This is a genomic window from Rhodopseudomonas pseudopalustris, from assembly GCF_900110435.1.
Lineage (GTDB): Bacteria > Pseudomonadota > Alphaproteobacteria > Rhizobiales > Xanthobacteraceae > Rhodopseudomonas > Rhodopseudomonas pseudopalustris.
Genome location: NZ_FODT01000005.1, coordinates 64,360 through 90,082, shown reverse-complemented (window position 1 = coordinate 90,082; position 25,723 = coordinate 64,360). Strand labels below are relative to the sequence as shown.

At 65.1% G+C, this 25,723-nt stretch carries 22 protein-coding genes and 1 tRNA gene; 12 read left to right on the top strand and 11 right to left on the bottom strand.

The window, feature by feature from the left end:
• Window positions 1-9: 9 nt before the first annotated feature.
• Window positions 10-1,233, top strand: a complete 1,224-nt coding sequence (locus tag BMY71_RS11425; RefSeq protein WP_092683841.1) for a hypothetical protein — start codon at window positions 10-12, stop codon at window positions 1,231-1,233.
• A 17-nt stretch (window positions 1,234-1,250) separates the two neighbouring features.
• Here the strand turns inward: BMY71_RS11425 and mfd are convergent, their stop codons facing one another.
• Both mfd and BMY71_RS11415 read right to left on the bottom strand, forming a co-directional pair.
• On the bottom strand, window positions 1,251-4,769 hold the full coding sequence (gene mfd, locus BMY71_RS11420; RefSeq protein ID WP_092683839.1) for a transcription-repair coupling factor: 3,519 nt from the start codon (window positions 4,767-4,769) through the stop codon (window positions 1,251-1,253).
• Window positions 4,766-5,056, bottom strand: coding sequence for an FAD assembly factor SdhE (locus BMY71_RS11415; RefSeq protein ID WP_011503028.1), 291 nt, complete (start codon window positions 5,054-5,056; stop codon window positions 4,766-4,768). Before BMY71_RS11415 ends, mfd begins: the two co-directional genes overlap by 4 nt.
• 156 nt (window positions 5,057-5,212) lie before the next feature.
• Between BMY71_RS11415 and recG the strand changes: the two genes are divergently transcribed.
• Window positions 5,213-7,312, top strand: a complete 2,100-nt coding sequence (recG, locus tag BMY71_RS11410) for an ATP-dependent DNA helicase RecG (protein WP_092683837.1) — start codon at window positions 5,213-5,215, stop codon at window positions 7,310-7,312.
• Between the two features lie 100 nt (window positions 7,313-7,412).
• Here recG and BMY71_RS11405 read toward each other — a convergent pair whose 3' ends face one another.
• The 3 genes from BMY71_RS11405 to glmU all read right to left on the bottom strand — a co-directional run bounded on the left by BMY71_RS11405 (window position 7,413) and on the right by glmU (window position 11,754).
• Complete coding sequence (locus BMY71_RS11405) at window positions 7,413-8,198, bottom strand: DUF502 domain-containing protein (protein ID WP_092683835.1); 786 nt, start codon at window positions 8,196-8,198, stop codon at window positions 7,413-7,415.
• 224 nt (window positions 8,199-8,422) lie between these two features.
• Window positions 8,423-10,249: a glutamine--fructose-6-phosphate transaminase (isomerizing) gene (glmS, locus tag BMY71_RS11400; protein ID WP_092683833.1), complete on the bottom strand. Its 1,827-nt coding sequence runs from the start codon at window positions 10,247-10,249 to the stop codon at window positions 8,423-8,425.
• 146 nt (window positions 10,250-10,395) lie between these two features.
• Window positions 10,396-11,754, bottom strand: coding sequence for a bifunctional UDP-N-acetylglucosamine diphosphorylase/glucosamine-1-phosphate N-acetyltransferase GlmU (gene glmU / locus BMY71_RS11395; RefSeq protein ID WP_092683831.1), 1,359 nt, complete (start codon window positions 11,752-11,754; stop codon window positions 10,396-10,398).
• A gap of 166 nt (window positions 11,755-11,920) precedes the next feature.
• On the opposite strand from glmU, the gene BMY71_RS11390 reads away from it, so the two are divergent.
• Entirely contained in the window at window positions 11,921-13,291 is a 1,371-nt protein-coding gene (locus tag BMY71_RS11390) for a hypothetical protein (RefSeq protein ID WP_092683829.1), read from the top strand.
• A gap of 66 nt (window positions 13,292-13,357) precedes the next feature.
• Entirely contained in the window at window positions 13,358-13,738 is a 381-nt protein-coding gene (locus BMY71_RS11385; protein WP_011503022.1) for a hypothetical protein, read from the top strand.
• On the opposite strand, the gene BMY71_RS11380 is transcribed toward BMY71_RS11385, so the two are convergent.
• Complete coding sequence (locus tag BMY71_RS11380) at window positions 13,698-15,374, bottom strand: glycoside hydrolase family 17 protein (RefSeq protein WP_092683827.1); 1,677 nt, start codon at window positions 15,372-15,374, stop codon at window positions 13,698-13,700. The genes BMY71_RS11385 and BMY71_RS11380 overlap by 41 nt on opposite strands.
• Window positions 15,375-15,591: 217 nt before the next feature.
• Here BMY71_RS11380 and BMY71_RS11375 point away from each other — a divergent pair, with 217 nt between their 5' ends.
• From BMY71_RS11375 to BMY71_RS11350, 6 genes are all read left to right on the top strand, one after another.
• Window positions 15,592-16,203, top strand: coding sequence for a beta-1-3, beta-1-6-glucan biosynthesis protein (locus BMY71_RS11375; RefSeq protein ID WP_092683825.1), 612 nt, complete (start codon window positions 15,592-15,594; stop codon window positions 16,201-16,203).
• A gap of 187 nt (window positions 16,204-16,390) precedes the next feature.
• Window positions 16,391-19,078, top strand: coding sequence for a glycosyltransferase (locus BMY71_RS11370; RefSeq protein WP_092683823.1), 2,688 nt, complete (start codon window positions 16,391-16,393; stop codon window positions 19,076-19,078).
• A gap of 154 nt (window positions 19,079-19,232) precedes the next feature.
• Window positions 19,233-19,308: transfer RNA gene (locus BMY71_RS11365), tRNA-Lys, on the top strand.
• Window positions 19,309-19,372: 64 nt separating this feature from the next.
• Window positions 19,373-19,963, top strand: coding sequence for a formyltransferase family protein (locus tag BMY71_RS11360; protein ID WP_092683821.1), 591 nt, complete (start codon window positions 19,373-19,375; stop codon window positions 19,961-19,963).
• Window positions 19,964-20,127: 164 nt separating this feature from the next.
• A complete protein-coding gene (pufB, locus tag BMY71_RS11355; RefSeq protein WP_011441749.1) occupies window positions 20,128-20,271 on the top strand; it encodes a light-harvesting antenna LH1, beta subunit in 144 nt (47 codons plus the stop codon).
• Between the two features lie 12 nt (window positions 20,272-20,283).
• Entirely contained in the window at window positions 20,284-20,463 is a 180-nt protein-coding gene (locus BMY71_RS11350) for a light-harvesting protein (RefSeq protein ID WP_011503017.1), read from the top strand.
• A gap of 431 nt (window positions 20,464-20,894) precedes the next feature.
• On the opposite strand, the gene BMY71_RS11345 is transcribed toward BMY71_RS11350, so the two are convergent.
• Together BMY71_RS11345 and BMY71_RS11340 are read right to left on the bottom strand one after the other, a co-directional pair.
• Window positions 20,895-21,098, bottom strand: coding sequence for a hypothetical protein (locus BMY71_RS11345; protein ID WP_011503016.1), 204 nt, complete (start codon window positions 21,096-21,098; stop codon window positions 20,895-20,897).
• 70 nt (window positions 21,099-21,168) lie between these two features.
• Complete coding sequence (locus tag BMY71_RS11340) at window positions 21,169-21,570, bottom strand: RidA family protein (protein WP_092683819.1); 402 nt, start codon at window positions 21,568-21,570, stop codon at window positions 21,169-21,171.
• A 176-nt stretch (window positions 21,571-21,746) separates the two neighbouring features.
• Here BMY71_RS11340 and BMY71_RS11335 point away from each other — a divergent pair, with 176 nt between their 5' ends.
• Window positions 21,747-22,628: a DMT family transporter gene (locus tag BMY71_RS11335; RefSeq protein WP_092683817.1), complete on the top strand. Its 882-nt coding sequence runs from the start codon at window positions 21,747-21,749 to the stop codon at window positions 22,626-22,628.
• A gap of 8 nt (window positions 22,629-22,636) precedes the next feature.
• On the opposite strand, the gene BMY71_RS11330 is transcribed toward BMY71_RS11335, so the two are convergent.
• Window positions 22,637-22,879: a BrnA antitoxin family protein gene (locus BMY71_RS11330; protein ID WP_092683815.1), complete on the bottom strand. Its 243-nt coding sequence runs from the start codon at window positions 22,877-22,879 to the stop codon at window positions 22,637-22,639.
• Between the two features lie 325 nt (window positions 22,880-23,204).
• Here BMY71_RS11330 and BMY71_RS11325 point away from each other — a divergent pair, with 325 nt between their 5' ends.
• Window positions 23,205-23,420 carry a hypothetical protein gene (locus BMY71_RS11325; RefSeq protein ID WP_092683813.1) on the top strand — a complete coding sequence of 72 codons (216 nt, stop codon included), beginning with the start codon at window positions 23,205-23,207 and terminating at the stop codon, window positions 23,418-23,420.
• Window positions 23,421-23,443: 23 nt separating this feature from the next.
• Here the strand turns inward: BMY71_RS11325 and tgt are convergent, their stop codons facing one another.
• Entirely contained in the window at window positions 23,444-24,586 is a 1,143-nt protein-coding gene (tgt, locus tag BMY71_RS11320) for a tRNA guanosine(34) transglycosylase Tgt (RefSeq protein WP_092683811.1), read from the bottom strand.
• Window positions 24,583-25,665 carry a tRNA preQ1(34) S-adenosylmethionine ribosyltransferase-isomerase QueA gene (gene queA / locus BMY71_RS11315; RefSeq protein ID WP_092683809.1) on the bottom strand — a complete coding sequence of 361 codons (1,083 nt, stop codon included), beginning with the start codon at window positions 25,663-25,665 and terminating at the stop codon, window positions 24,583-24,585. Before queA ends, tgt begins: the two co-directional genes overlap by 4 nt.
• Window positions 25,666-25,723 lie beyond the last annotated feature (58 nt).

The following is a 25,723-nucleotide window of genomic DNA, read 5'->3' as shown; positions in this document are numbered from 1 at the left end:
CTCTCAGAGATGTCGTATCATGCGCCCATCCTCGTCGTCTCAGACGACGAAAACTCGCCGATCCTGTCGGCCCTCTCGGCAGCCCGACTCTTTCCAGCGGTGACTGCCGGCTGGTCCGAAGCGGGCGACGCTGTCGCACGGCTGCAGCCGTCGGCAGTGATCGCGACCGAAGCGGCCGGCTCGTCGCTCGCGACGCTCGCCAAACAGGTCGCAGCGATCGAACCCTACGTGCCGCTGATCGCGCTCGATCCGCGCTGCGCGTTGCCCGACAATGCGATCGGGTTCGAAGGCGGCGATCTCGATCGTCTCATCGCCCGACTGAGCGCAGCGCTCCGCGTCCGCAGCTTGCACGCGACCACGCTGCGCAGGTTGCTCGACGCCGGCGATCTCCCTCGCACACCGGATAGCGACCCGATCCAGGACGCCACGGTGTTGCTGATCGGGCGCGGCGCGGCCTACCCGGCGCTTTCGGTTGCGCTCGGCGAACGCGTCGGCGTGGTCGGCGCGCTGTCGATCGAAGCGGCGGCGAAGCATCTCAATGCTCGCGATCTCGATGGCATCATCCTCGCTGAAGGCTTCAGCCCGCGCGTGGTCGATGCGTTTCTCACCGTGCTGTCCGAGGACGCCCGGTTCCGCAGCCTGCCGGTGGTGGTCACCGTGCCGGCACCGGAGCGGCGCTTCGACCTGCCGAATCTCGATTTCACCCAGGGCGATCCGGCGCGGATCGTCGGCGATGCGCTGCCGCTGATTCGTCAGCACGCCTTCGAGGCGAGGCTCGGACGCACGCTGCGCTCGCTCGACGCCGGCGGCCTGATCGACCCGCGCAGCGGATTGCTCACCCCTGCTGCATTCGAACGTGATTTCGCGACCGCCGTCTATCACGCGCAGTCGCGCGGCGATGGGCTGTCGGTGGCGAAGTTCACCCTCAACCGCGCCGATCACCGCGCGCTGTTCGACACCGCGCGCATCGTCAGCCGGCTGATGCGCAAGATGGATTTCGGTGTGTTGCAGGCCGACAGCAGCATCGTCGTGGTGTTTGCCGAGACTGATCTGCGCAGCGCGCAGGCAATCGCGCGGCGTCTCACGGCTGTGATGAAGCAGACCTCGCATTCCAGCCGGCGCGAGGGGCGGATCGATCCGGATGTGGCGTTGGCAACACTGATGCCAGGCGACTCTGCCCGCGCGATCCTCGCCCGTCTGACGAAGCTCGACACGCGGCGCGCGGCGTCCTGACGCCACGCAGGCGGCCGTCAGGCCGCCTTGCGGGTTTCGGCGAGCTCGGCGAGCTGCTTCATAATGTCGGTGGTGCCTGCCAGCCGCTCCTCCGGCGTCTTCCACACCTGGAAGAACACGACCTTCATGTCCGGCCGGACCTTGGCGGCCTCGCCATGGCGGCGGATGAAGGTGACGAGACGATCGGGCTGCGCGAAGGAATTGTCGCGGAAGGTGATGACGACGCCCTTCGGCCCGGCATCGACCTTCTCGACATTGGCGCGCCGGCAATACGCCTTGATCGCCGCGACCTTGAACAGATAGCGCACCTCGTCCGGCAGCGGCCCGAACCGATCGCGCAGCTCGGCGGCGAAGTTCTCGATCTCCTCGTCGGTGTCGAGATCGGCGAGCCGGCGATACAGCGACAGCCGCACCGACAGATCGTTGACGAATTCCTCCGGGATCAGCACCGGCATCCCGATGGTGATTTGCGGCGACCAGCGGTCGGCGACCGGCTCAGAGACGCCGGCCTTGAGGTTGGTGATCGCCTCCTCGAGCATCGATTGATACAGCTCGAAGCCGACTTCCTTGATGTGGCCGGACTGTTCCTCGCCGAGCAGATTGCCGGCGCCGCGGATGTCGAGGTCGTGTGAGGCGAGCTGGAAGCCCGCGCCGAGCGTCTCCAGCGATTGCAGCACCTTCAGCCGCCGCTCCGCCTGCGGCGTGATCTTGTGCTGCGACGGCAGCGTGAACAGCGCATAGGCGCGCAGCTTGGAGCGACCGACGCGGCCCCGAAGCTGATACAGCTGAGCCAGACCGAACATGTCGGCGCGGTGGATGATCAGCGTGTTTGCGGTCGGAATGTCGAGGCCGGATTCGACGATCGTGGTCGACAGCAGGATGTCGTATTTGCCGTCGTAGAACGCCGACATGATGTCCTCGATCACCGTCGGCGGCATCTGGCCGTGGGCGACCGCGACTTTCATCTCCGGCACGTGCTTGTCGAGGAAGTCTTTCACCTCGGCGAGGTCGTCGATCCGGGGGCAGACGTAGAACGCCTGGCCGCCGCGATAGCGCTCGCGCAACAGCGCCTCGCGAATCATCAATGGATCATGCGGCGCGACAAAGGTGCGGACCGCGAGCCGATCGACCGGCGGCGACGCGATGATCGACAGGTCGCGCACGCCTGTCATGGCCAACTGCAGCGTGCGCGGAATCGGCGTCGCACTCAGCGTCAGCACATGGACCTCGGCGCGAAGCTGTTTCAGCCGCTCCTTGTGGGTGACGCCGAAATGCTGTTCCTCGTCGACCACCACCAGGCCGAGATCCTTGAACTTGATCGCCTTGCCGAGCAGCGCGTGAGTGCCGACCACGATGTCGATCTGCCCATCGGCGATGCCCTTCTTGACCTGCGTCAGCTCCTTCGGCGACACCAGCCGCGACGCCTGGCCGACGTTGACGGGGAAGCCGCGGAAACGATCGGCGAAGGTCTTGGCATGCTGCCGCGCCAGCAGCGTGGTCGGCACCACGACGGCGACCTGCTTGCCGTCGAGCGCCACCGCAAAGGCAGCGCGCAGCGCGACCTCGGTCTTGCCGAAACCGACGTCGCCGCACACCAGCCGGTCCATCGGCATGCCGCGCCCGAGATCGCCGAGCGCAGCGTTGATCGCCGCGAGTTGATCCTCGGTCTCGTCGTACGGGAAGCGCGCGCAGAACTCGTCGTAAAGATGCGGCTCGACCTGCAGCTTCGGCGCCTCGCGCAGGTGCCGCTCGGCCGCCACCTTGATCAGTTCGCCAGCGATCTGGCGGATGCGGTTCTTCAGCTTGGCCTTGCGCGCCTGCCAGCCCGAGCCGCCGAGCTTGTCGAGTTCGACATTCGTGCCGTCGGAGCCGTAGCGCGACAACAGCTCGATATTCTCGACCGGCAGAAACAGTTTGGTGTCGTTGGCGTAGTGCAGTTCGACGCAGTCGTGCGGCGCGCCCCCGACTTCGAGTGTCTGCAACCCGATGAAGCGGCCGATGCCGTGTTCGACGTGGACGACGATGTCGCCGCTGGCGAGACTTGTGACTTCCGAGATGAAGTTGTCGAGCTTCTTGCTCGACTTGCGTTGCCGCACCAGGCGATCACCGAGAACGTCCTGTTCGGTGATCACCGCGAATGCGTCGGTCTCGAAGCCGGATTCGAGGCCGACCACCGCCAGCATCGCCTCATTGCGCGGCGTCGCCTGCACCGTGCGCCAGGAATTGACGCTGGTGAGATGGACGAGCTTGTGGTCCTTCAACATGCTCGCCATGCGGTCGCGCGAGCCTTCGCTCCACAGCGCGATCACCACTTTCTTGCGCGTCGCCTGCAGCGCCTGCACATGCGCGACCAGCGTCTCGAACACGTTCACGGCGGTGTCGGCGCGCTCCGGCGCGAAATTGCGCCCGGCCCGCGCGCCGGCGTCGATCACCGAACCGCCATCGTCGGGCACCGCGAACGGCGTCAGCCGCGCCAGCGACGCGCCTTCCAGCCGCGCGGTCCATTCGCTGTCGGTGAGATAGAGCTGATCCGGCGGCAACGGCTTGTAGATCGCGCCGGAACCAGGCTGGTCCATCGCCTCGCGCCGCGCCTCGTAATAGTCGGTGATCTGCTTGAACCGCTCGCGTGCCGCATCCTCGCTTTGCGGCTCGATCGCCACCGGCGCGCCGGGAAGATAGTCGAACAGCGTGTCCATCCGCTCTTGGAACAGCGGCAGCCAGTGCTCCATGCCGGGATGGCGACGCCCCTCGCTGACGGCGCTGTAGAGCTGGTCATCGCGATCCGGGGCGCCGAAGGCGGCGACATAGCCCATCCGGAAGCGGCGAATGGTCTCGGAGATCAGCTGGAATTCCGACACCGGCACGAGATCGAGGCCGCGCATGGCGTGCAGCGTGCGCTGGGTCTCGGCGTCGAAGGTGCGGATCGATTCGAGCTGGTCGCCGAAGAAGTCGAACCGCACCGGCTGATCGAGCCCGGCCGGAAACAGATCGAGGATGCCGCCGCGCACCGCATATTCGCCGGGCTCGCGCACGGTCGAGGCGCGGCTATAGCCGTTGTGCTCGAGCCAGGCGACGATCGAATCCATCGGCACGACGTTGCCGGGCGCGACCGACAGCGCCTGCGCGGCGATCACCTCGCGCACCGGCACCCGCTGCACCGCCGCGTTGACGGTGGTCAGCACGATCAGCGGCTTGTCGCTGCCGGCAAGTCGCGACAACCGCGCCAGCGCGGTGACGCGCTGCGCGAGAATGCCGGAATGCGGCGAGACCCGGTCATAGGGCTGGCAGTCCCACGCCGGAAACTGCATCACCGCGACGTCGGGGGCGAAGAATTCGAGGCTGCGCGCGAGCTGTTGCATCCGCGGTCCGTCGCGGCAGATCACCGCGAGGCTGACCGCCGGCGGCTTCGGCCGCGCCGCCACTGCGCGCGCGAGATCGGAGATGATCAGCCCCTCGGCGCCCTCGGCGACATTGGCGAAGGTCAGCGCCTTGCCGGTCGTCAGCAGTTCCGCGGGCGATCGATGCGGCGTCTTCATGCCTCGTGATCCCGATGGCCGTAAGTCTTGATCCGCTCGAACAGGCCGCCCTGGAATTCGGCCGGCAGCGTGTCCGCGCCGGCGACGGCGTTGTAGAGGTCGTGATCGTTGAGCTCGATCAGCCGCTCGAGCTCGTCCAGCTCGGCGTCCTCCAGCGTCCCGATTTCGGCGTCGGCGAACTGACCGAGAATCAGGTCCATCTCGCGCGTGCCGCGGTGCCAGCAGCGGAACAAAAGCCGCTTGCGGCGGTCGTCGAGCCCGCCGCTCGATCGTGTCGTACCGGTCATCGTTGGAAACCTTGCTGAACGCCGAAAGCCCGGACATGCCGGGCGGGGTTGATATAGCCCCGCCCGATGGCAATGTCAGCCCGCGTCGGTGCATTGCAATTGCCGCAAAATGCATCCAAGCCTGCACTGCGTTACCCACCAGTCCGAGCCGGTTCGATGCGTCCCGCTTTGCTCAATCCTCTGTTTGCGCCCATCACCACCCTGCCCGGGGTCGGCCCGAAGCAGGACAAGCTGTTTCGCTATCTGCTCGGGCGAAACGAGACCCCGCGGCTGGTCGACCTCTTGCTGCACCTGCCGGTCAGCGTGATCGACCGCCGCTCCCGGCCCAAAATCCGCGACGCCGAGCCCGGCACCGTGGTGACGCTGGAAGTCCATGTCGACCGCCATCGTCCGCCGCCGCCCGGCCGCTCGCGCGCGCCCTATTTGGTCTATGCCAGCGACGACACCGGCGACGTGATCCTGACGTTCTTCAGGGCCAAAGCGGACTACATCGAGAAATTGCTGCCGGTCGGCGAGAAGCGCTACATCTCCGGTACGGGCCAACTCTATGACGGCACGCTGCAGATCGTGCACCCGGATCGCGTCGTCGACGAAGCCGGCTTCGCCAAGCTTCCGAAGATCGATCCGGTCTATCCGCTGACCGAGGGGCTCGCGATCGGCTCGCTGCGCCGCGCAGAGGCGCAGGCGCTGACCAAGCTGCCGGCGATGCCCGAATGGATCAGCCCGGAGGTGCTGCGGCGCTGCCGGTTTCCGTCGTTGGCCGACGCCTTGAATCGGGTTCATGTGCCGGTCGAACCGACCGACATCCTGCCGGACGGGCCGTATTGGTCCCGCCTCGCTTATGACGAACTGCTCGCCGGCCAGCTCGCGCTGGCGCTGGTGCGGGCGCAGCTTCGACGTCCTGCGGGTACGCGTAACGCCGGGGACGGCCGGCTGCGGCACAGGATCATCGACGCGCTGCCCTATTCGCTGACCACCTCGCAGCAGGAGGCCGCCGCCGCGATCGCCGAGGACCTGCGCCAGCCGGTCCGGATGCTGCGGCTGCTGCAGGGCGACGTCGGCTCCGGCAAGACCGTGGTCGCTCTGCTCGCGGCCGCCGCCGTCACCGAGGCCGGCAAGCAGGCGGCACTGATGGCGCCGACCGAAATCCTCGCGCGCCAGCACATCAAGACCATCGCTCCGCTCGCCGAGCGCGCCGGGCTCAGCGTCGCGATCCTGACCGGCCGCGAAAAGGGCAAGGAGCGCCGCGACCTGCTGGCGCGCCTCGCCGCCGGCGAGATCGATTTTCTGGTCGGCACTCACGCGCTGATCCAGGACGACGTCGTGTTCAAGTCGCTGGCGCTGGCGGTGGTCGACGAGCAGCACCGTTTTGGGGTCCGCGAGCGCCTGGCGCTGACCTCGAAGGGCGACACCGTCGACGTCTTGGTGCTGAGCGCCACGCCGATCCCGCGCACGTTGGTTCTGACCTATTTCGGCGACATGGACGTCTCCGAACTGCGCGAGAAGCCGGCCGGGCGTCAGCCGATCGACACCCGCGCTCTGTCCGACGGTCGCCTGCCCGAGGTCATCGACGCCGTCGGCCGCGCCGTGACCGCCGGCAAACGCGTTTACTGGATCTGCCCGCTGGTCGAGGAATCCGAGAACGTCCGGCTCACCGATGCCGAGCAACGTTTCGAAAGCCTGCAACAACGCTTCGGCGACAAGGTCGGCCTGGTCCACGGCCGGATGCGCGGCGCCGACAAGGATCGCGTGATGGCGCAGTTCGCCAGCGGCGAGATCAGCGTGCTGGTCGCAACCACAGTGGTCGAAGTCGGCGTCGACGTGCCCGCCGCCACCATCATGGTGATCGAGAACGCCGAGCGGTTCGGACTGGCGCAACTGCATCAGTTGCGCGGCCGCGTCGGCCGCGGCAGCGAGGCCTCGACCTGTCTGTTGCTGTACCGCGAACCGCTCGGCGAGATGTCGGCTGCGCGGCTGCGGGTGATCCGGGAGACGACCGACGGTTTTCGGATCGCCGAGGAGGATTTGAAGCTGCGCGGCGAAGGCGACGTCCTCGGGACCCGCCAGAGCGGCCTGCCCGGCTACCGGATTGCGCGCTCCGATGTGCACGGCCAGCTCATCACTCAGGCCCGCGACGAAGCGCTGCGCATCATGAAGGACAATCCGAAGCTCGAAGGCGCTTCGGGCGAAGCGCTGCGTTGCCTGCTGTATCTCTACGAACGCGATGAAGCACTGCCGCTGATCGGCGCGGGGTAATGAACGATGCCAAGGGCGCTCATTCTCGACCTGTTAGGCGCCATCCGCCGAGGCAACATTTGAATGCCGGCGACGAACGCAGGCATGACGCGTTGAGGAACTAATCGACCTTGTCGGGCGCCTTGATCCTGCGGCGGGAGAATGCCGATTCGGGTTCACCGGCGGCCCTCTTCGCGGCGAGTGCGGTGGCTGCCAGCGCTGCGATCTTCCGTTGCGGATCGGATCCCGGCTGCACCACGCCTGCGGACATGATGAGGGTCGCAGCCTCTTCGGCGCTCATATCGATCGGGATCACCTTGTTCTTCGGGACGTAGAAGAAGAAGCCGGTGGTCGGGTTCGGTGCGCACGGCAGGAACACCGAGATGTGCTCGGCCCCGCCGGGAATCCGAGACGCGACCTCTTCGTTCGGCGGGAGCGAGATCAAGACGATCGACCACATCCCCGGCGATGGAAACTCCACCAGGCCGACTTTGCGTAAGCTCGAACCATTGCCCGAGAACAGCGTCTCGAATACCTGTTTCAGGCCGCGATAGATCGCGCGCACCACCGGCATCCGACCGAGCAGCCGTTCGCCGAGATCGACCAGCGTTCGCCCGATCAAATTGGCGGTGAGGAAGCCGAGCAGCGTCAAAGCCACGAAGGCGACGACCAGACCTGAACCTGGCACCGCGAACGGCAGGTAGGTTTCGGGACGGTAGTCGACCGGAACGAACGGCCGGACGAAGCCGTCGACCCAGTTCACGAACCACCAGGTCAGATAAAAGGTGATCGCAATGGGGCCTGCGACCACAATGCCGGTCAGGAAGTAATTGCGGACGCGCCCCATGAATCCACGCGGCGGGTCCGGTATGGTCTCACCGAGATTCGGGCTAGGTTGATCGTTCATCAGGCGTCCAGGTCGGTAACATCCAAATTCGCGGCAAAGCCGCGATGCGCGCGTCCAGTCTAGCAGAACTCGTCACGTGAGGCAGAGAATGACCGGCTCCGTTCGAGTCGATCGTACCCAACCACCCGGACGAGGCCCGATGACCCCGACGTCGAATGTTCCGATATAGGCGCTTCGCGCCGCCTCAACAACAGGCCGGTGTGGATAGAACGGCCCGCGCCTGCCTATTCGACGGTCACCGACTTCGCCAAATTGCGCGGCTGGTCGACGTCCGTGCCCATGACGACGGCCGTATGGTAGGCAAGCAGTTGCACCGGGATCGCATACACCAGCGGCGTGAATGCCGCGTTCATGTCCGGCAGCACGATCGTCACCAGCGAATCCACCGTCGCCTCCTCGGCCCCCTTGGCGTCGGTGATCAGGATGATTCGGCCACCTCGGGCGGCGACCTCCTGCATGTTCGACACGGTTTTGTCGAACACCCGATCGTAGGGCGCGATCACCACCACCGGCATCTTCTCGTCGATCAGCGCAATGGGGCCGTGCTTGAGCTCGCCGGCAGCGTAGCCTTCGGCGTGGATGTAAGAGATTTCCTTGAGCTTCAACGCGCCTTCCAGCGCCAGCGGATAGCTGGTGCCGCGGCCGAGATAGAGCACGTCCTGCGACTTGGCGATGTCGCGCGCCAGCCGCTCGACCTGATGCTCGGTGGCGAGCGCCGCCGCCATCAGTCGCGGCAGTTCGATCAGGCCGTGCACCAGTTTGGTTTCGTCCTCCTCCGACAATTCGCCGCGCGCCCGGCCGGCCGCTACGGCGAGCGCAGCGAGCACGGTGAGCTGGCAGGTGAACGCCTTGGTCGAGGCGACGCCGATCTCCGGCCCGGCCAGCGTCGGCATCACCGTTTCGCTGTCGCGAGCGATCGTCGAGGTCGGCACGTTGACGACCGACAGCGTGTGCAGCCCCTGCTCCTTGGCGTAGCGCAGCGCCGCCAACGTATCGGCGGTTTCGCCCGACTGCGAGATGAAGATCGCCAGATCGCCCTTGCGCAACGGCGCTTCCCGATAGCGGAACTCCGACGCGATATCGATCTCGACGGGCAGCCGCGCGAACCGTTCGAACCAGTACTTGCCGATATAGCCGGCGTAGTTCGCGGTGCCACAGGCGGTGATCGAGATGCGCTGGATATCCTTGAAATCGAACGGCAGTTTCGCCGGCAGCGACACCCGTTCGGTCGCCATGTCGAGATAGCGCGCGAGCGTGTGACCAACGACTTCCGGTTGCTCGTGAATCTCCTTCGCCATGAAGTGGCGATAGTTCGCCTTGTCGACGACGAACGACGACGCACCGGACTTCATCACGCCGCGATGGACGATATCGCCCTTGGCGTCATGGACTTCCGCACCGGTCCGGGTCAGCACGACCCAGTCGTCGTCGTCCAGATAGCTGATATCGTCGGTCAGCGGCGCCAGCGCGATCGCGTCGGAGCCGAGATACATCTCGCCGTCGCCATAACCGATCGCCAGCGGCGAGCCCTTCCGGGCGCCGATCATCAGATCGTCGTGATCCCTGAACAGGAAAGCCAGCGCGAATGCGCCGCGTAGCCGCGGCAGCGCCGCCTTCACCGCATCGACCGGCGATGCGCCCTTGCGGATCGCGGCGTTCACCAGATGCGCGACGACCTCGGTGTCGGTCTCGCTCGCGAATTTCGCGCCGTCCGCCTCGAGCTCCGCGCGGAGTTCGCGAAAATTCTCGATGATGCCATTGTGAACCACGGCGACGCCGTCGGCCGCGTGCGGATGCGCGTTGGTCTCGGTCGGCTTGCCATGCGTCGCCCAGCGGGTGTGGCCGATTCCGGAATGACCGCTCAGCGGCTCTTTCTTGAGGCGCGCCTCGAGATTCTTCAGCTTGCCTTCGGCGCGCCGCCGTTCGAGATGCGTTCCTTCGAGTGTCGCAACGCCGGCGGAATCGTAACCGCGATACTCGAGCCGTTTCAATGAATCGACCAGTCGATCGGCGACCGGTCCGCGTCCCAAAATCCCGATGATTCCGCACATGCGGTTGATTATCTCCCGAAGGCCGGCAATGCCCGGCGTCATTGATATGTAGCGAGTTCCGCAAATACAAAGGTAGTCAAGAATTATTGCGGATTACGACATCTGAAGCGATATCGCGTTAACCACGCGTCCGAACTCGACCGAACTCAACTGGTCTTTGGTTTCCTGGCGCGCGCACTGGTTTCGCGAAACCGCTTCGCCCAACCGACACGGACCGTCTGATCATTGCGTTCGACCGCGAGGGAATCGTCCGGCACGTTCTTGGTGATCACGGAGCCCGACCCGACATACGCGCCGACACCAATCTTGATCGGCGCGACCAGCGATGAATTGGACCCGATGAAAGCGCCTGCGCCGATCTCGGTGCGATGCTTGTTGAAGCCGTCATAGTTGCAAGTAATCGTTCCGGCGCCGATATTCGCGCCCTCACCGATATGCGCATCGCCGATGTAAGTGAGATGATTGACCTTGGCGCCGGCGTCGATCCTTGCCGCTTTGGTCTCGACGAAGTTGCCGATCTTGGCGCCGTCGCCGAGCGACGTGCCCGGCCGCAGCCGCGCATAGGGGCCGACCGACGCGTTGCTGCCGACCGACGCGCCGACGATGTGCGAGAACGAGTGGATCACCGCGCCGTCCGCGATGCTGACGCCGGGGCCGATCACCACGAACTGTTCGATCGTGACGTCCTTGCCGAACCTCGTATCGGCCGCGAGATGAATCGTCTCCGGCGAAATCAGCGTCACGCCGGCGGTCATCGCCGCCTGCCGCAGCCGCGTCTGCATCACCGCTTCGGCTTCGGCGAGTTGCGCTTTGGTGTTGATGCCTCGGACTTCGTCTTCGTCAGTCTCGATCACGCTCGCGCGCAGGCCGCGCTCGCGCATGATTCCGACCGCGTCGGTCAGATAGTACTCGCCCTTCTTGTTGGCGTTGCCGATCCGCTCGAGTACGTCGAGCGCGATACGACCGTCGATCGCCATCACACCGGCATTGCACAGCGTGATCTTCAGCTCGTCCGCGCTGGCGTCGGCCTGCTCGCGGATCGCGGCCAACTGATCGCCTTCGACCACCAGCCGGCCATAGCCGGTCGGATCGGCGGCGCGAAAGCCGAGCACCACCAGCGCCGAACCGTTGCGCAATGGTTCGCGCAGCCGGACGAAGGTCTCGGCCGAAATCAGCGGCGTGTCGCCGAACGCGATCAGAAGATCGTCCGCGCCGCGCACGATCGCCTGCTTCGCCGCGAGAACCGCATGGGCCGTGCCGAGCCGCTCGCTCTGCACAAAGGTCTCCGCATCGGGCCGGATCCGTTTGGTCTCATCGGCCACCGCCTGATGATCTGGGCCGATCACCACGGCGAGCTTGTCGTCTGCGCCGTGCGGCGCGGCGGCGAGCACGTGAGCGAGCAGCGGCCGGCCGGCCACCGGGTGCAGAACCTTCGGCAGCGACGACCGCATCCGCGTTCCCTCGCCGGCGGCGAGCACGATGGTCAGGCTGGTTCTCGTCGTCATATCAAATCCCGTGAGGTCTGTTTGCAGCCCTCATAAATGGTTTTCCGGCGAAGGGGAAACGGCTTTCGGGACGCGAAAATGCCTCGTTGGCGGCATCGAGCGGAGATTTCCCTGTTAATGTCAGCCATATGATTCGCTTCGGCGGCTGGGACCTTTGGACGTTCGAATGGCGAGGAAAAAGAGCGATGATCTGGCGGACAGCTTCGCGACCGAGGAATCGGGCGGCTGGCTGACGCGTTTCCTGGCGGACGAGGAAGAACTCGACAACCAAGCCAAGTGGCGGCTGGCGTCATGGGCGGCCGGCTCGCTCGGCGCATTGGTGATCGCGATCCTCGCCAGCCAGACCGCGACCGACCGCCGGCGCGACCAGGTCGCCGCCGCCGACCTGGCGCGGCAGTCTCAGACGATCCAGCAACTCGCCAAGCAGAGCCAGAGCGAAGCCAGCCGGCTCGCGGCGGCGATCGAGACGCTCAACGGCGACCGCGACCGGCTGTACGCACGGCTCGGCTCCATCGAGCAGGGACTCGATTCGGTGACGGGCTCGATTGCGCGGGTGCAGGCTGCGGCCAAGCCCTCCGGCTCTGAAAAGTCCGACAAGGCTTTTGTGGCGACGCTTCCTGAAATCCCGGTCAAAGAACCAGCGCATGCAGCCCCGCCGATCGCCGCTGTCGATTCCAAGGCGAGTCTGCCTGCGCCGTCCTCGACCAGCTTGGTGCAGCCGACGCCCTCTGCATCGAAACGTCCAGCCGCGGTGAACGCTACGGAATCGGCCACTCCGCCGGCAGCAGTCTCGGCGCCGGAACCACCGGCTCCGATCCTCGCCGCAGTGCCGCCTCCCTCGGCTCCGACTTCCACAACACCGCCCCCCGCGGCGCCACCTACCGCATCATGGTCCGCAGCGATGCCGGCGTTGCCGCCCGCCCAGGAGGCCGAGACCAAGCGGGGCGACAAGGCCGCCATGGCCGCGATCTCACCGGCCATGCCCCTGATGCCGCCACGCTCGATGCTGGCGCCACCGGATTCCGCCGCCGGTAAGCTGATCGAGCCGAGAGCGGCCACGCCCCCGGTCAGCCCGGCGGCCGAGCCAGAGGTCGATTCCGCGGAGGAGACGCCGGTCGCCGTGCCCCACACCGAATTCGGCGTCGAATTGGGGGGGGCCAATTCGGTGGAGGGGCTGCGCAGCCTGTGGCGGCGAGTGTCGAAGGCTCACAAGCAGCTGAAGGACATGCGGCCGATCATCATGGTCAAGGAGAGCGCCAGCGGCGGACAGCTCCGGCTGGTGGCCGGACCGCTCAACGACGCCGCTGCGGCGGCGAGGCTCTGCGCCATGATCGACGCGGCCGACCACTCCTGTGAAACCTCGCTGTTCGACGGCCAGCGTCTGCCGCTGATTTCGACGACGCCGCCGGCGCGGACTCAGCGCAAGCGACCGCCCAAGGTGACCGCCGCGCCGGAGCCGCCCGCCGCGCCGGAGCCGCCGGCCCCCGCCCCGGCTCCGAAGCCGGCGTCGCTGACGTCGATTCTGGGCCTCCGCTGAAAATCAGGCTGACAAGCCGCGCTTCGGCGGGTTGTTCAGGGCGGCAATCCGCAGCATAATCGCGCCATGAAGAAACAACCGTTCCGCCTCTCCCCGTATCAGGTGCAGTGGCTCCTGATCGTCGGATTCCTCACCGTCGGCTATGCGCTGTATCTGCGCTATCTTGCGATCGAACTCTCGACCGTGGCGCTCGCCTGCGACGCCGGTCTGCAATCGATGCTGTGCAAGACCCGGCTCTTGATGACCTACCTGTTCCGCAATTCGGTTTTCGGAATCGCGGCGGTGGTGATCGCCATCCTGCACTTCATCCGGCCGTCGATCGTGCTGTTGACCGCGGGACTCGTCGCTGCCGGCTTCGGCATCGTGCTCTACAATATCGGCCTGTCGGGGATCGCGATCGGGCTGCTTATTTTGGGGTTTGCGCGGCCCGCGCCTGCCACAGCGTGAGCGCCATCATCGCATAGACCGCGCAGGTCCACAGCGACTGCCAGTTCTTCGGCCCCTCGTTGAACACCGTGTAGAGCGCGGACACTGCGAACACCCCGGCGAACACCGCTTCGGCAATCGGCCGCACGCCCTGCTGCGGCCGATTGAGCAGCATCAGCAGAAACAGCGGCAGCACCGCCATCGTCAGCGAGGCGAACGGGAAGTCGCGATAGCGCGGATCGAACGTGAAGCCGAGCGCGCTCTGCGCGCCGATCAGGGTGGTCACCACCACCGACAGACCGAGCGCATAGGTCAGGAACGACCGGCTGCGATCTTCGCGCGGACCGAACAGTTCGAGGAAAGTCGGCAGCGCCCGTCCGGACACCAGCGCAATGGCGGCCAGGATCGGCGTCAGCACCCCGCTCGCCAGCAGCAAGCCCCATTGCAGCCATCGGCCCCAGCCGTAGCTCTCGACCAGCATCTTGTCGACGGCGACGCCGAGCAGCACGCCGCCCGCGGTCGCGGACGCCCCCACTGCGAGCCAGGCTACCAGCCGCGGCGGCCACGGCTTCCGGCGCAGCGTCAGCATCGCGGCGGCGAATACCAGCACGCTCAGCACCATGCCGGCAGCCATCGACAGCTTCCACTGCGGGAAATTGCTGATCGGCAGGCCCGCCGGATATTTCAGCTCCCGATTGTCGGCGTCGATCAGACCCCAATAGCCTCCCACGGTGCCCTCGAGCTCCCGCTTCCAAGGCTGATCGTAGGCTTCGATCAGATTGACGCGGAAGTTCTCGAGCTTCGCAAGGCCGAGGATTTCCGACACCACGCGCGCTTGGTTGGCGCGAGACGGCAGTGCGCCCTCGCGCATCCGCCCGGCGCTGGGCCAGCCGGTCTCGCCGATCAGGATCTCCTTCGACGGAAATGCGACAGCGACGCGCTTGCGGATCTGATCGACGTGGCTCGCGGCATTGCGCGCGCGAATCGGCAGATCCTCCCAATAAGGCAGGATGTGAATCGTGACGAAGTCGACCGCGTCGTAGATATCGCGATTGCGCAGCCAATATTCCCAGACATCCGCATAGGTGACCGGCACCTTGACCTGCGACTTCACCAGACGAATCGTCGCGGCAAGGTCTGCTGCCGTCATTTCGCCCCGCAGCAGCACCTCGTTGCCAACCACCAGCGAACTGATGACGTTCGGATGATCCTTCGTCAGGCCGACCGCCACGGCGATCTGCGCCAGGTTCTTGGCGCGTTCGTTGCCGAGCCAGATGCCCTGAAGTACCTTGAGTCCGACCTTTCCGGCAATCGCCGGCAACTGCTCGAGGCCGTTGTCGACCGAGTAGGTCCGCACGCATTTCGAGATCTTGGCGAGTTGCGTCAGATCCTGCTCGATCTGTTCCGCGCCGATCCGAGTCGTCGGATCGAGCGGCGTCTGCTCGCCGCGGAATGGCGCATACGAGACGCATTCGAGCTTGTCGCTCGGGTCGATCGGAGCGCGTGCCAATGTGACCGGCGTGGCGATCCACCACCAGACGCCGAAGATGATGCCGAGAGAAATCGGGAGAAGCGCCAGCGGCGTGCGAAAAGAAATGGGTTCCGTCCTCCAGAAGCATCGTCGATTACCCGCTCGCAGGCGATCTGCCAAGGGCATAAGGTGACGCAAAATTTCCCGGACCGGAATGAACGAATGTTAAGCAACGTGAATTCGTCGTCATGTCGCTGGCGATCAATTGTCATTGCTGGACAAATCCTGAAATGTCCGTCATGGGAAATCGTGCAGGGTCACGCCGCATCGGCGACGAAATGCGGCGGCGTCGGGCGGATGGGGACCGAGGCCGTTGTGACCCGGACAACAGATCGGGGACGCTATGCGACGAGTATTCCTTGAGTTCCAGAACGCGCTGTTGCGTGGCCTGGCCGCGACCGGACTTGCCCTGCTGATCGGGATCGGCGGCGCGATTGCCCAGAGCGGCGACCTGCGTGCTCAGGACCAGAACAACAAGCCGCCGGCCAACGCCAACCAGCCCGCCCAACCGCCCGCGGACCCTCTCAAGGAGAGCCAGCGCAAGACCGACGAATTCGTCGAGGCCGCGCAGGCGATCAACGGTCCCGCCGGCAATCCGGAATGCGTCTGGCTCGGCCGCCGCGTGGTGGTGCTGATGTGGCGCGATGACCTCGACACCGCGTTCCGCCATCTCGATCTGTACGACCGCTTCGGTTGCCCGACCGGCCACATCCAGGCCGCGTTCCGCTGCCTTGTCCGCTCCGGACCGATCGATCCGAAGGTGCCGGAAGGCCTCAGCGGACGTGTCCACGCCTGCTGGATCAATCCGACCGCGCAACAGCAGCCGGCGGCAGCGACTGCTGCTCCTGCAGCGCCGTCCGGGAAGCCGGCCGCGAACACGCAACCTGCTGCTCCTGTGCCCGGTCCCGCGACGCCGGCCCCTGCGACTGCTCCCTCTTCTGCGCCGGCGAAATAGTCCGGCGCAGTTTCGGAACGTTCAGAAATTTTTGCGGTTGGCTTGTAACCGCCCTTAATTCGCCACGGCGTCGTATGAATTCATCGTCGACGGGGCCGAGCTGTATGCTTGAATTGCTACCGCCTTGGTCGGACCTCGGGGACGGGTCCGCTGACCAGCCATCTAGGCCCCGTATGGTTTAGTCGCGATGCGCGCCGTCGTCGCTGTTCTGCTTTTCGTCACCGCCGCTCACGCTGGTCTCTGGGGTATCCTCCGGGACAAACAGAAAGCCCCCGACTTCAGCGGCATGCTGCCGAGCGTGTCCTACGCGCCGTTCGACGGCTCCGCCCACCCCGACGTGGATAATATCCCGAGCGCCGAGCGCATCCGCAGCGACTTGAAGACGCTGGCGCCGATGACCAGGGCGATCCGTCTCTACTCGTCGACCGGCGGCGTTGAGCTGGTGCCCCCGATCGCCAACGAAGTGGGCATCAAGGTCACGGTCGGCGCCTGGATCGACAAGTTCAGCGACCGCAACGAACGGGAAATGCAGGCGGCCGTCGACCTCGCCAAGCGCAACGGCAACGTCAACGGCATCGTCGTCGGCAACGAAACGATCTACCGCGCCGACCAGAAGGTCGAGGATCTGATCAAGTTGATCCAGCGTGTGAAGAGCCAGGTCAATGTGCCGGTCACCACAGGCGAGATCTGGAACATCTGGCTCGAGAACCCCGAGCTCGCGTCGTCGGTGGACTTTATCGCCGCGCACATCCTGCCCTATTGGGAAGGCTTCTCGGACAAGCAGGCGGTCGATCAGGCGCTGATCATCTACCAGAAGCTGCGCGACGCTTTCCCCGGCAAGCGCATCGTGATCGCCGAATTCGGCTGGCCGAGCGCCGGCTACAATCTCAAGGCGGCGATCCCCGGGCCGTTCGAGCAGGCGGTGACGCTGCGCAACTTCGTCAGCCGCGCCGAAGCCATCGGCATGGAATACAACATCGTCGAAGCGATCGATCAGCCCTGGAAGTACTTCGAAGGCGGCGTCGGTCCGTACTGGGGCATCCTCGACGCGTCGCGGCACCCGAAATTCGCCTGGACCGGTCCGGTGGTCGATCCGGCGTATTGGAAGCTGGCCGGCATCGCGCTGCTGGTCGGCATCTTGCTGTCACTGCCGATTCTGCAGCTCGCCACCCCGACGGCGATGCAGACCCTGTTGCTGTCCTCGGCCGCGCACGGCGTCGGCGCCTGGGCTGCGACCGTGTTCGCCTATTGGACGGGGCATTATTTCGTGTTCGGCTCGGCCTTCGCGCTGACGCTCGGCATGACCCTGCTGGTTCCACTGGTGCTGATCGCACTGGCGCGCATTGAGGAAATCTCGGTCGTTGCATTCGGTCACAAGCCGCGCCGGCTGATCACGCGCGCGATGACCGACGCCCAGCAGGCTGAGGCGAAGGCTTCCGGCGCCGTCAGCTACCCCAAGGTGTCGATCCACGTCCCGGCCTATTTCGAACCGCCGGAGATGCTCAAGCAGACGCTCGATGCGGTCGCGCAGCTCGATTATCCGAACTTCGAATGCGTCGTGATCATCAACAACACCCCGGATCCGGCTTTCACCCAGCCGATCCAGGACCATTGCCGCGAACTCGGCGAGCGCTTCAAGTTCATCAACGCCGAGAAGGTCCAGGGCTTCAAGGCCGGCGCGCTGCGGATCGCGATGGAGCGCACCGCCGTCGACGCCGAGATCATCGGCATCATTGACGCCGACTATGTGGTGACGCCGGACTGGCTGAAAGATCTGGTGCCCGCCTTCGACGATCCGCGGGTCGGCCTGGTCCAGGCGCCGCAGGAGCATCGCGACGGCGACCGTTCGCTGATGCACTACATCATGAACGGCGAATATGCCGGCTTCTTCGACATCGGCATGGTCCAGCGCAACGAATCCAACGGCATCATCGTGCACGGCACGATGTGCCTGATTCGCCGCGCCGCGATGGACATGGCCGGCGGCTGGTCGAGCGACACGATCTGCGAGGACTCGGACCTCGGCCTCGAGATCATGGAGCACGGCTGGCTCACTCACTATACGAACACGCGCTACGGCTACGGCCTGCTGCCGGACACCTATGAGGCGTTCAAGAAGCAGCGCCATCGCTGGGCCTATGGCGGCTTCCAGATCATCAAGAAGCACTGGCGCCGCTTCCTGCCCGGCAACAGCCGGCTGAGCCAGGACCAGAAGCGCGAATTCGGCCTCGGCTGGCTGAACTGGCTTGGCGCCGAAAGCCTCGGCGTGGTGGTGGCGATCCTCAATCTGATCTGGGTGCCGATCGTCGCCTTCGCAGACATCGCCATCCCAGACAAGATCCTGACCCTGCCGATCATCGCCTCGTTCGTGGTGACGCTGGCGCATTTCCTGGTGCTGTACCGGCTGCGGGTGAAGATCAACGTGCCGCAGATGCTGGGCGCGATGATCGCGGCGATGTCGGTGCAGTGGACGGTGTCCCGCGCCGTCGCACAGGGCCTGATCACCGAACACCTCGCCTTCGCCCGCACCTCCAAGGGCGGCCTGACGCTGATGTCGGTCGAGTTCCAGGCGTTCTGGGAGGCCGTGATCGGGGTCCTGCTGCTGATCGGCGCGGGGGTGCTCGTGGCGTCCAACTCCTTCCGCCAGATCCACGAGATCTACATCTTCGCCGGGGTGCTGGTGCTGCAGAGCCTGCCGTTCCTGTCGGCGGTGGCGATCGCGATCCTCGAGAATTCGCGAATCAACGCGTTTACGTGGTGGACCGACACCCGCGTCCGCACCGCCGAGCTGATCGGCCTGCGGCCGGTGGCGCTGCCGCCGGCGCTCCCGGCACGGCAGAAGGTGGCCCAGGAAATCCACCACGACGCCGCCTGAGAAGATTTCAGCCGTCATCGACGGCTGAATGGTTGGACGAGGATTAGGCCGTAAATATCTGTGCGCCTGACCAAATCCGGCGCCACAGGGGTGCATTTGCTCGGCCCTCGGCTATTGACCAAGCCGTGCCAGCCCCCTACACAGCGCGGCACGTGAGCGCGTAGCTCAGACGGTAGAGCACGTGACTTTTAATCATGGGGTCGAGGGTTCGAGTCCCTCCGCGCTCACCATTGCTGCCTTGCCCGGCCTTGCGCCGGCGCAGTCCTGCCGTTTCAACAAAAGATAAAAGACCTCATGCGCATCACCCTCGTCGGCTCACGACATTTTGGCGTGGCCACCTTGGAGATGCTGCGCGGGCGCGACATTGCTGTGCCGCGGGTCGTGGTCGCCGATGGCGGCGACCGTCTGGCGCTGGCGGCCGAGGCGGCCGGAATCGCTGTCACGGTGCAAGCAAGCCCGAAGCTCGTGACCGCCGCGGAGATCGCGCCGGACACTGATTTGATCGTCGCCGCTCACAGCCACGCAAGAGTCGGCCGCGATGCGCTGGCGGCCTCCCGGCTGGGCGGAATCGGCTATCACCCGTCGCTGCTGCCTCGACATCGCGGAATTGCCGCGGTGGAATGGACCATTCGCGAAGGCGACCCGATTGCCGGCGGCACGGTCTACCACCTCGCCGACCGAATGGACGCCGGCGCAATTGCGTTGCAGGAATGGTGCTTTGTGCACAAGGGCGAGACCGCCCGCGAACTGTGGGAGCGCGCGCTGGCGCCGCTCGGTCTCTCTTTGCTAGCGCGTGTGATCGAGCACGCCCGGACCCATACGGCCCTGCCCGCCGAGCCCCAGGACGAGCAGTTCGCGACCCAGGCGCCACGATTAATCGGCTGATTACCTACCAAAATACCGGCGTCACCAGATCTACGACTTTTGAAATCACGAAAAATTGTTCCTGCGCAATGTTCTTGGCGATGGTTCCGATCATAGTGCCCCCATCGAGCGCTGCAGTGCGGCTGTTCGATTCACAGCACAACTCAGTATTGAGGTTTATTAAAATGGCTGAAAAGACACTGACCGGTCTGTCGGTCGAGGAGTCCGAAGAGCTCCACAAGCACGTGATCGATGGCACCCGTATTTTCGGTGCGATCGCGATCGTCGCTCACTTCCTCGCCTACGTTTACTCGCCCTGGCTGCACTAAGGAGGATTGACCATGAATCAAGGTAGAATTTGGACTGTGGTCAGCCCGACCGTCGGCCTGCCCCTGCTGCTCGGCAGCGTGACTGTCATCGCGATCCTGGTGCACGCTGCTGTTCTCAGCAACACCACCTGGTTCCCGAAGTACTGGAACGGCAAGACCGCCGCGATCACGTCGACCGTCAACGTCGGCTGATACGGCTCAATCGAGCTACGCGACAAGAGACCGGGCTCCCATGGAGCCCGGTCTTTGCTTTTGAGAGCGGCCTTTTGAGCTCTGCCATGGTCTGCAAGAATGGTGCGCAAGAAAAATGCGCCCAGGAATGAAACCTCCGGGGCGCACGATCGAGAGCCTCAGACCTTGAACAGATCCGGACGTTCAAAAGAAAATATCATTTCCAAACATTGATACGACCCGATCAATCGGGACTATAGCGTTTCGAGCGAAGTGGGTACCGGTTCGCGTGAAGAAAACGTGTCAGAACAAAAAGTTAGAGCTCCGGTACTGATTCTATCAAAACCGGAAGATCTCTAGGAGTCGAACGGTCGACCGATTCTTGTCGAAACGCGCGCCGCTCCATCACCCATCACGCTGATCGAAAAGCTCCACGCCGAGAGGCCTGCGGCTCACGCCTGACGTTTTGGCGCGACCAGTTGAGTCGCGGTGCGCTTCATCGTCTTGGCGACCAGCAGCGCCTGTTCCTTGGTCAGCGCGAAGTCCTGCACGCCGTTCTGCGTGGTCAGCGACAGGATCAGTACGTCAGGCTGATTCTCCGGCCAGCCGGTGGCGAAGGCCGTCACGAAATTGGCCGAGATGGAACGCTGCGTCATCGATCGAACTCCTTGCAATCAGGCGGCTTGTTGGCCGAAACCCGCCCGCCTTGCAAGGCCCGCAGCATCGCTATCTGGCCGGCACGAACGCCGTCACTTCGATTTCGACCTTGGCGCGCGGATCGACCAGCCCGGAGATATAGAGCAGGGTCGAGGGCGGGAAATGCCGTCCCAGCGTGTCGCGCCAGGCTGCGGCGATGCCAGCGCCCGCAGCCGCGTAGTCGTCGCGGCTGGTGAGATACCAGGTTAGCCGAACGATGTGTTGGGGTCCTGCGCCCGCCTCGGCCAGCAGCGTCACGATCCGCTTCAGCGCGGCGCCGACCTGGGCGGCGAGGTCGTCCGATTCGTACTCGCCGTTGTCATTGGTGCCGGTCTGGCCGGCCAGCACCAGCCACTGTCCCGGGCCGATGAACGCAACGCCGTGCGAGAAGCCGCGGGGTTTTGACCAATCGGCCGGCTGCAAGGTCCGCATCACTCGTCCTCCCTTTGTCACCTGCGAGCCGGCTTGCGCGGCTCTTCCTACCGATCGGGGCACAGCAGCAGCAGGAAATCAACCATCACGATCCGCGCAGCGGGTTGCCAAGGGCAGCGGGCTCGCCGATAGAGCAGCAGGAAACGCTTGGCAAAAAAACTGCAGAACAGCCGCCGATGACCCGACAGCCTTCGAAAAGCCTGGCCGCGCTATGGATGGCGGGCTGGCTCAGCCTGATGGTGATCATCGCGGTTGCCGGCCGCGAGGCGTCGCGCGAACTCAACGTGTTCCAGATCATGGAGCTGCGTTCGGTGATCGGCTTCGTCATGATGGTTCCGCTGATCCTGGGCGCCGGCGGCTTCGCCGCGATGGCGACGACCCGACCGCTGCCGCACCTCGCCCGCAATCTGGTCCACTACGGCGCCCAGCTCGGATGGTTTTTCGCGCTGACGCTGATTCCGATTGGCCAGGTCGTCGCGATCGAGTTCACCATGCCGATCTGGATCGCGATTCTGGCGGCGAGCTTCCTGGGTGAGCGTCTCAACCTCTGGAAGATCGCGGCTGTCGCGCTCGGCCTCGTCGGGGTCGTCGTCATCGTGCGTCCCGCCACGGGCGCGGTCGAACCGGGCCAATTGATCGCCCTCGCCGCGGCGGTCGGCTTTGCGGTTTCGATCACCTTGGTCAAATCACTGACCAGAACCGAGAGCACCATGACGATCATCTTCTGGATGCTGGTCATCCAGTCCGTGCTCGGCTTGCTGCCGTCGGTGTATGTCTGGCAGTGGCCGTCCGCCTATGTGTGGGCCTGGATCGTCGTGATCGCATTCTGCGGCACGTTTTCGCATTACTGCCTGACGCGGGCGCTGTCCTATGCCGACGCCACCGTGGTGGTGCCGATGGACTTCCTGAGGGTCCCGCTGAGCGCGACGGCCGGCTGGCTCATCTACGGCGAGCGTCTCGACGCCTACACCGTGCTCGGCGCCGCGCTGATCCTCACAGGCAATCTGCTGAATCTGCGCACTGTCCGGCCGGAGGCGACCGCGCGCGACCGCAGCTAGTGGCTGCGTTAAAGCCCGGCAGCCTTGCGCAGCGCTGCGTTGATGCGGTCCTGCCAGCCGGGACCGTCGCCCTGGAAGTGCTCGAGCACATCCTGATCGATCCGCAGCGAGACCATTTCCTTGATCCCAGGTAGCGCCTGTTTCTTCACCGAAGGCGCTTCCACCGGCTTGGTCGTCACCTTCTTGAAGGCGGCTTCCGCTTCGGTGCGGGCATCGTTCAATGTGCGCGGGCGGCGTGGCGGCTGAGACATGGAGTCCTCTTCACTGAGTGATTGAGTCAGAAGCACTGACGAATTGACGGAGCAAAGACGCGTCTGCGCACGCGTTGCTGCGGTCACAACTTGACGTGGTAACGAACCGTTCACGATGCATTGCACGCGGCAAGGCCAGATGAATCACATCGATGGGTGCACGCAGCTCACAGGATCGCAACATTTTCGACGCGGTCACATCGGCGCTGCATTGCAGAATCGATTTCTCAGAACGAACGCATTTGTGTTGCGACATCGTCAGAGTTCCTGGTGTATAGTTCGTGCAACTCGGATAGTTCGACCACTGAATGCTGAGGAGGTCACGATGCCAGCAATTGCTGAAGTCCTGTCGACCAATGCCTCTCGTCCTGCACCGCGTGGAAGCGATCTGCCGACTTGCCCGGTCTGCGCAGATTCGATGGTCGCAGCGGAAGCCTCCGCATTTGTGAAAGAGAGCATCGTCAGCTATCTCTGGACCTGCGACACCTGCGGTTACGGCTTCGTGACGAAGCACTCGCTGAAGCGGTTCGCCTGCAACTAGTTGCGGCCTGGCCGCCGTCATCTTTACGCGCTGCCTCGTGGTGAGATGTCGCCCTGCGCCCAGCCCGCACGGGTCTGAGCGCGAAATGTCCCGAATGAGCCGTCTGCAATTGCGCCACGCATATCGCGCATGAGCCGCTGATAGTACGCGATGTTGATTTCCGACAGCAGCATCGCGCCCAGCGTCTCGCCGGATTTCACCAGATGATGCAGATAGGCCCGTGAGCAGTTGCGGGTCGAGGGCCAGTCGCTATCCTCGTCGAGTGGCCGCGGATCGTCAGCGTGGCGGGCGTTGCGCAGATTCACCGGTCCGAACGGGGTGAACGCGACGCCGTGGCGTCCGTTCCGGGTCGGCATCACGCAATCAAACATGTCGATGCCGCGCGCTACCGCTTCGAGAATGTCTTCCGGCGTGCCGACGCCCATCAGATAGCGCGGCCGGTCGGCAGGCAGGATCGGCGCCGCCTCCTCGATCATCGCCAGCATCACCTCCTGCGGCTCGCCGACCGCGAGACCGCCGATCGCGTAGCCGTGGAAGCCGAGGTCGACCAGACCGCGTGCGCTGGCATGGCGCAGCTCCGGCACGTCGCCGCCCTGCACGATGCCGAACAGCATGTGGCCGTCCGGCGCTTGCTCGAACGCGCGCTTGCAGCGCTCGGCCCATCGCAGCGACAATTGCATCGCGCGCTCGATGTCGGCGCGCTCCGCCGGCAGTCGTACGCATTCGTCGAGTTGCATCGCGATGTCGCTGCCGAGCAGCAGCTGCACCTCGATCGCGCGCTCCGGCGACAATTCGATTGCGGCGCCGTCGATATGCGAGCGGAAGTTCACCGCCTTCTCTGAGACTTTGCGCAGCTGCGCCAGCGACATCACCTGAAAGCCGCCGGAATCGGTCAGCATCGGTCCGTTCCAGGTGGTGAAGCGCTGCAGCCCGCCGAGAGCCGCGATCCGCTCCGCTCCGGGACGCAGCATCAGATGATAGGTGTTGCCGAGCACGATATCGGCGCCGGCGTCGCGCACCTCGCGCCAATGCAGCCCCTTCATTGCACCCGCGGTGCCGACCGGCATGAAGGCCGGTGTCCGCACCACGCCGTGCGGCGTGGTCAGCCGACCGGTGCGCGCCGCGCCGTCGCGACCGAGCAGTTCGAAATGGTTCGGTACGCTCATCTGGAGGCAGGTTCCCGGAACAGCAGGCTGGCGTCGCCATAGGAGTAGAAGCGATAGCCGGAGTCGATGGCGTGGCGATAGGCCGCCTGCATCGTCTCGAGCCCGCAAAATGCCGACACCAGCATGAACAGCGTCGATCGCGGCAGATGGAAGTTGGTCATCAGCACATCGACCGCACGAAATCTGTAGCCGGGGGTGATGAAGATCGCGGTCTCGTCGGCAAACGGCGCGATCGTGCCGTCCTCGCGCGCGGCGCTCTCCAGGAGGCGCAGCGAGGTGGTGCCGACCGCGACGATGCGGCCGCCTTGCGCCCGCGCCGCGTTCAGCGCGTCCGCGGTGGCCCTGCTGATCGTGCCCCACTCGGCGTGCATCTTGTGCTCGGCGGTGTCGTCGACCTTCACCGGCAGGAACGTCCCTGCCCCGACATGCAGCGTCAGGCGGTGCAGCGTCACGCCGCGCGCCTTCAGCGCCGCGTCGAGCTCCGGGGTAAAATGCAATCCCGCTGTTGGCGCTGCGACAGCGCCCTCATTGGCCGCAAACATCGTCTGGTAGTCGGCTGCATCCTGATCATCGGGCGTGCGTTTGGAGGCGATGTAAGGCGGCAGCGGCGTCGCGCCGAGTTCGGCGATCGCCTGATCGAGCGCTGGCCCATGGAATGTAAACGCCAGCGTCACCTCGCCGGCGTCGCCCTTGGCTTCGACGGTCGCGTCGAGATGGCCGAGCAGACAGACCCGGCCGTCATGGCCGAAGCGAACGACGTCGCCCTCTGCGAGTTTCTTGGCCGGCTTGACCAGCGCTTGCCAGCGCGAGCCGTCGAGCCGCTTGATCAGCGTCGCCTCGATCCTGGGCTCTGTTGCGCGACCGATCCGCCGGCCGGTGAGCTGCGCGGCGATCACCCTGGTATCATTGACGACGAGCTGATCGCCGGGCTGCAACAGCGCCGGCAGGTCGCGCACGGCGCGATCCTCGAGGGTCGCGCCGGGACGCACCACCAGCATCCGCGCGGCATCGCGCGGGCTTACCGGCCGCAGCGCGATGCTGCTCGCCGGCAGATCGAAATCGAACAATTCGGTGCGCATCGTAAGGACCCGTCATTGCCGGGCTCGCCCGGCAATCCATCGCTCTCAAAATGATGGA

Bases quoted from the DNA above. Each gene is read 5' to 3' on its own strand.
- BMY71_RS11425 (WP_092683841.1), top strand. From the start codon at position 10: ATGTCGTATCATGCGCCCATCCTCGTCGTCTCAGACGACGAAAACTCG.
- mfd (WP_092683839.1), bottom strand. From the start codon at position 4,769: ATGAAGACGCCGCATCGATCGCCCGCGGAACTGCTGACGACCGGCAAG.
- BMY71_RS11415 (WP_011503028.1), bottom strand. From the start codon at position 5,056: ATGACCGGTACGACACGATCGAGCGGCGGGCTCGACGACCGCCGCAAG.
- recG (WP_092683837.1), top strand. From the start codon at position 5,213: ATGCGTCCCGCTTTGCTCAATCCTCTGTTTGCGCCCATCACCACCCTG.
- BMY71_RS11405 (WP_092683835.1), bottom strand. From the start codon at position 8,198: ATGAACGATCAACCTAGCCCGAATCTCGGTGAGACCATACCGGACCCG.
- glmS (WP_092683833.1), bottom strand. From the start codon at position 10,249: ATGTGCGGAATCATCGGGATTTTGGGACGCGGACCGGTCGCCGATCGA.
- glmU (WP_092683831.1), bottom strand. From the start codon at position 11,754: ATGACGACGAGAACCAGCCTGACCATCGTGCTCGCCGCCGGCGAGGGA.
- BMY71_RS11390 (WP_092683829.1), top strand. From the start codon at position 11,921: ATGGCGAGGAAAAAGAGCGATGATCTGGCGGACAGCTTCGCGACCGAG.
- BMY71_RS11385 (WP_011503022.1), top strand. From the start codon at position 13,358: ATGAAGAAACAACCGTTCCGCCTCTCCCCGTATCAGGTGCAGTGGCTC.
- BMY71_RS11380 (WP_092683827.1), bottom strand. From the start codon at position 15,374: ATGCCCTTGGCAGATCGCCTGCGAGCGGGTAATCGACGATGCTTCTGG.
- BMY71_RS11375 (WP_092683825.1), top strand. From the start codon at position 15,592: ATGCGACGAGTATTCCTTGAGTTCCAGAACGCGCTGTTGCGTGGCCTG.
- BMY71_RS11370 (WP_092683823.1), top strand. From the start codon at position 16,391: ATGCGCGCCGTCGTCGCTGTTCTGCTTTTCGTCACCGCCGCTCACGCT.
- BMY71_RS11360 (WP_092683821.1), top strand. From the start codon at position 19,373: ATGCGCATCACCCTCGTCGGCTCACGACATTTTGGCGTGGCCACCTTG.
- pufB (WP_011441749.1), top strand. From the start codon at position 20,128: ATGGCTGAAAAGACACTGACCGGTCTGTCGGTCGAGGAGTCCGAAGAG.
- BMY71_RS11350 (WP_011503017.1), top strand. From the start codon at position 20,284: ATGAATCAAGGTAGAATTTGGACTGTGGTCAGCCCGACCGTCGGCCTG.
- BMY71_RS11345 (WP_011503016.1), bottom strand. From the start codon at position 21,098: ATGACGCAGCGTTCCATCTCGGCCAATTTCGTGACGGCCTTCGCCACC.
- BMY71_RS11340 (WP_092683819.1), bottom strand. From the start codon at position 21,570: ATGCGGACCTTGCAGCCGGCCGATTGGTCAAAACCCCGCGGCTTCTCG.
- BMY71_RS11335 (WP_092683817.1), top strand. From the start codon at position 21,747: ATGACCCGACAGCCTTCGAAAAGCCTGGCCGCGCTATGGATGGCGGGC.
- BMY71_RS11330 (WP_092683815.1), bottom strand. From the start codon at position 22,879: ATGTCTCAGCCGCCACGCCGCCCGCGCACATTGAACGATGCCCGCACC.
- BMY71_RS11325 (WP_092683813.1), top strand. From the start codon at position 23,205: ATGCCAGCAATTGCTGAAGTCCTGTCGACCAATGCCTCTCGTCCTGCA.
- tgt (WP_092683811.1), bottom strand. From the start codon at position 24,586: ATGAGCGTACCGAACCATTTCGAACTGCTCGGTCGCGACGGCGCGGCG.
- queA (WP_092683809.1), bottom strand. From the start codon at position 25,665: ATGCGCACCGAATTGTTCGATTTCGATCTGCCGGCGAGCAGCATCGCG.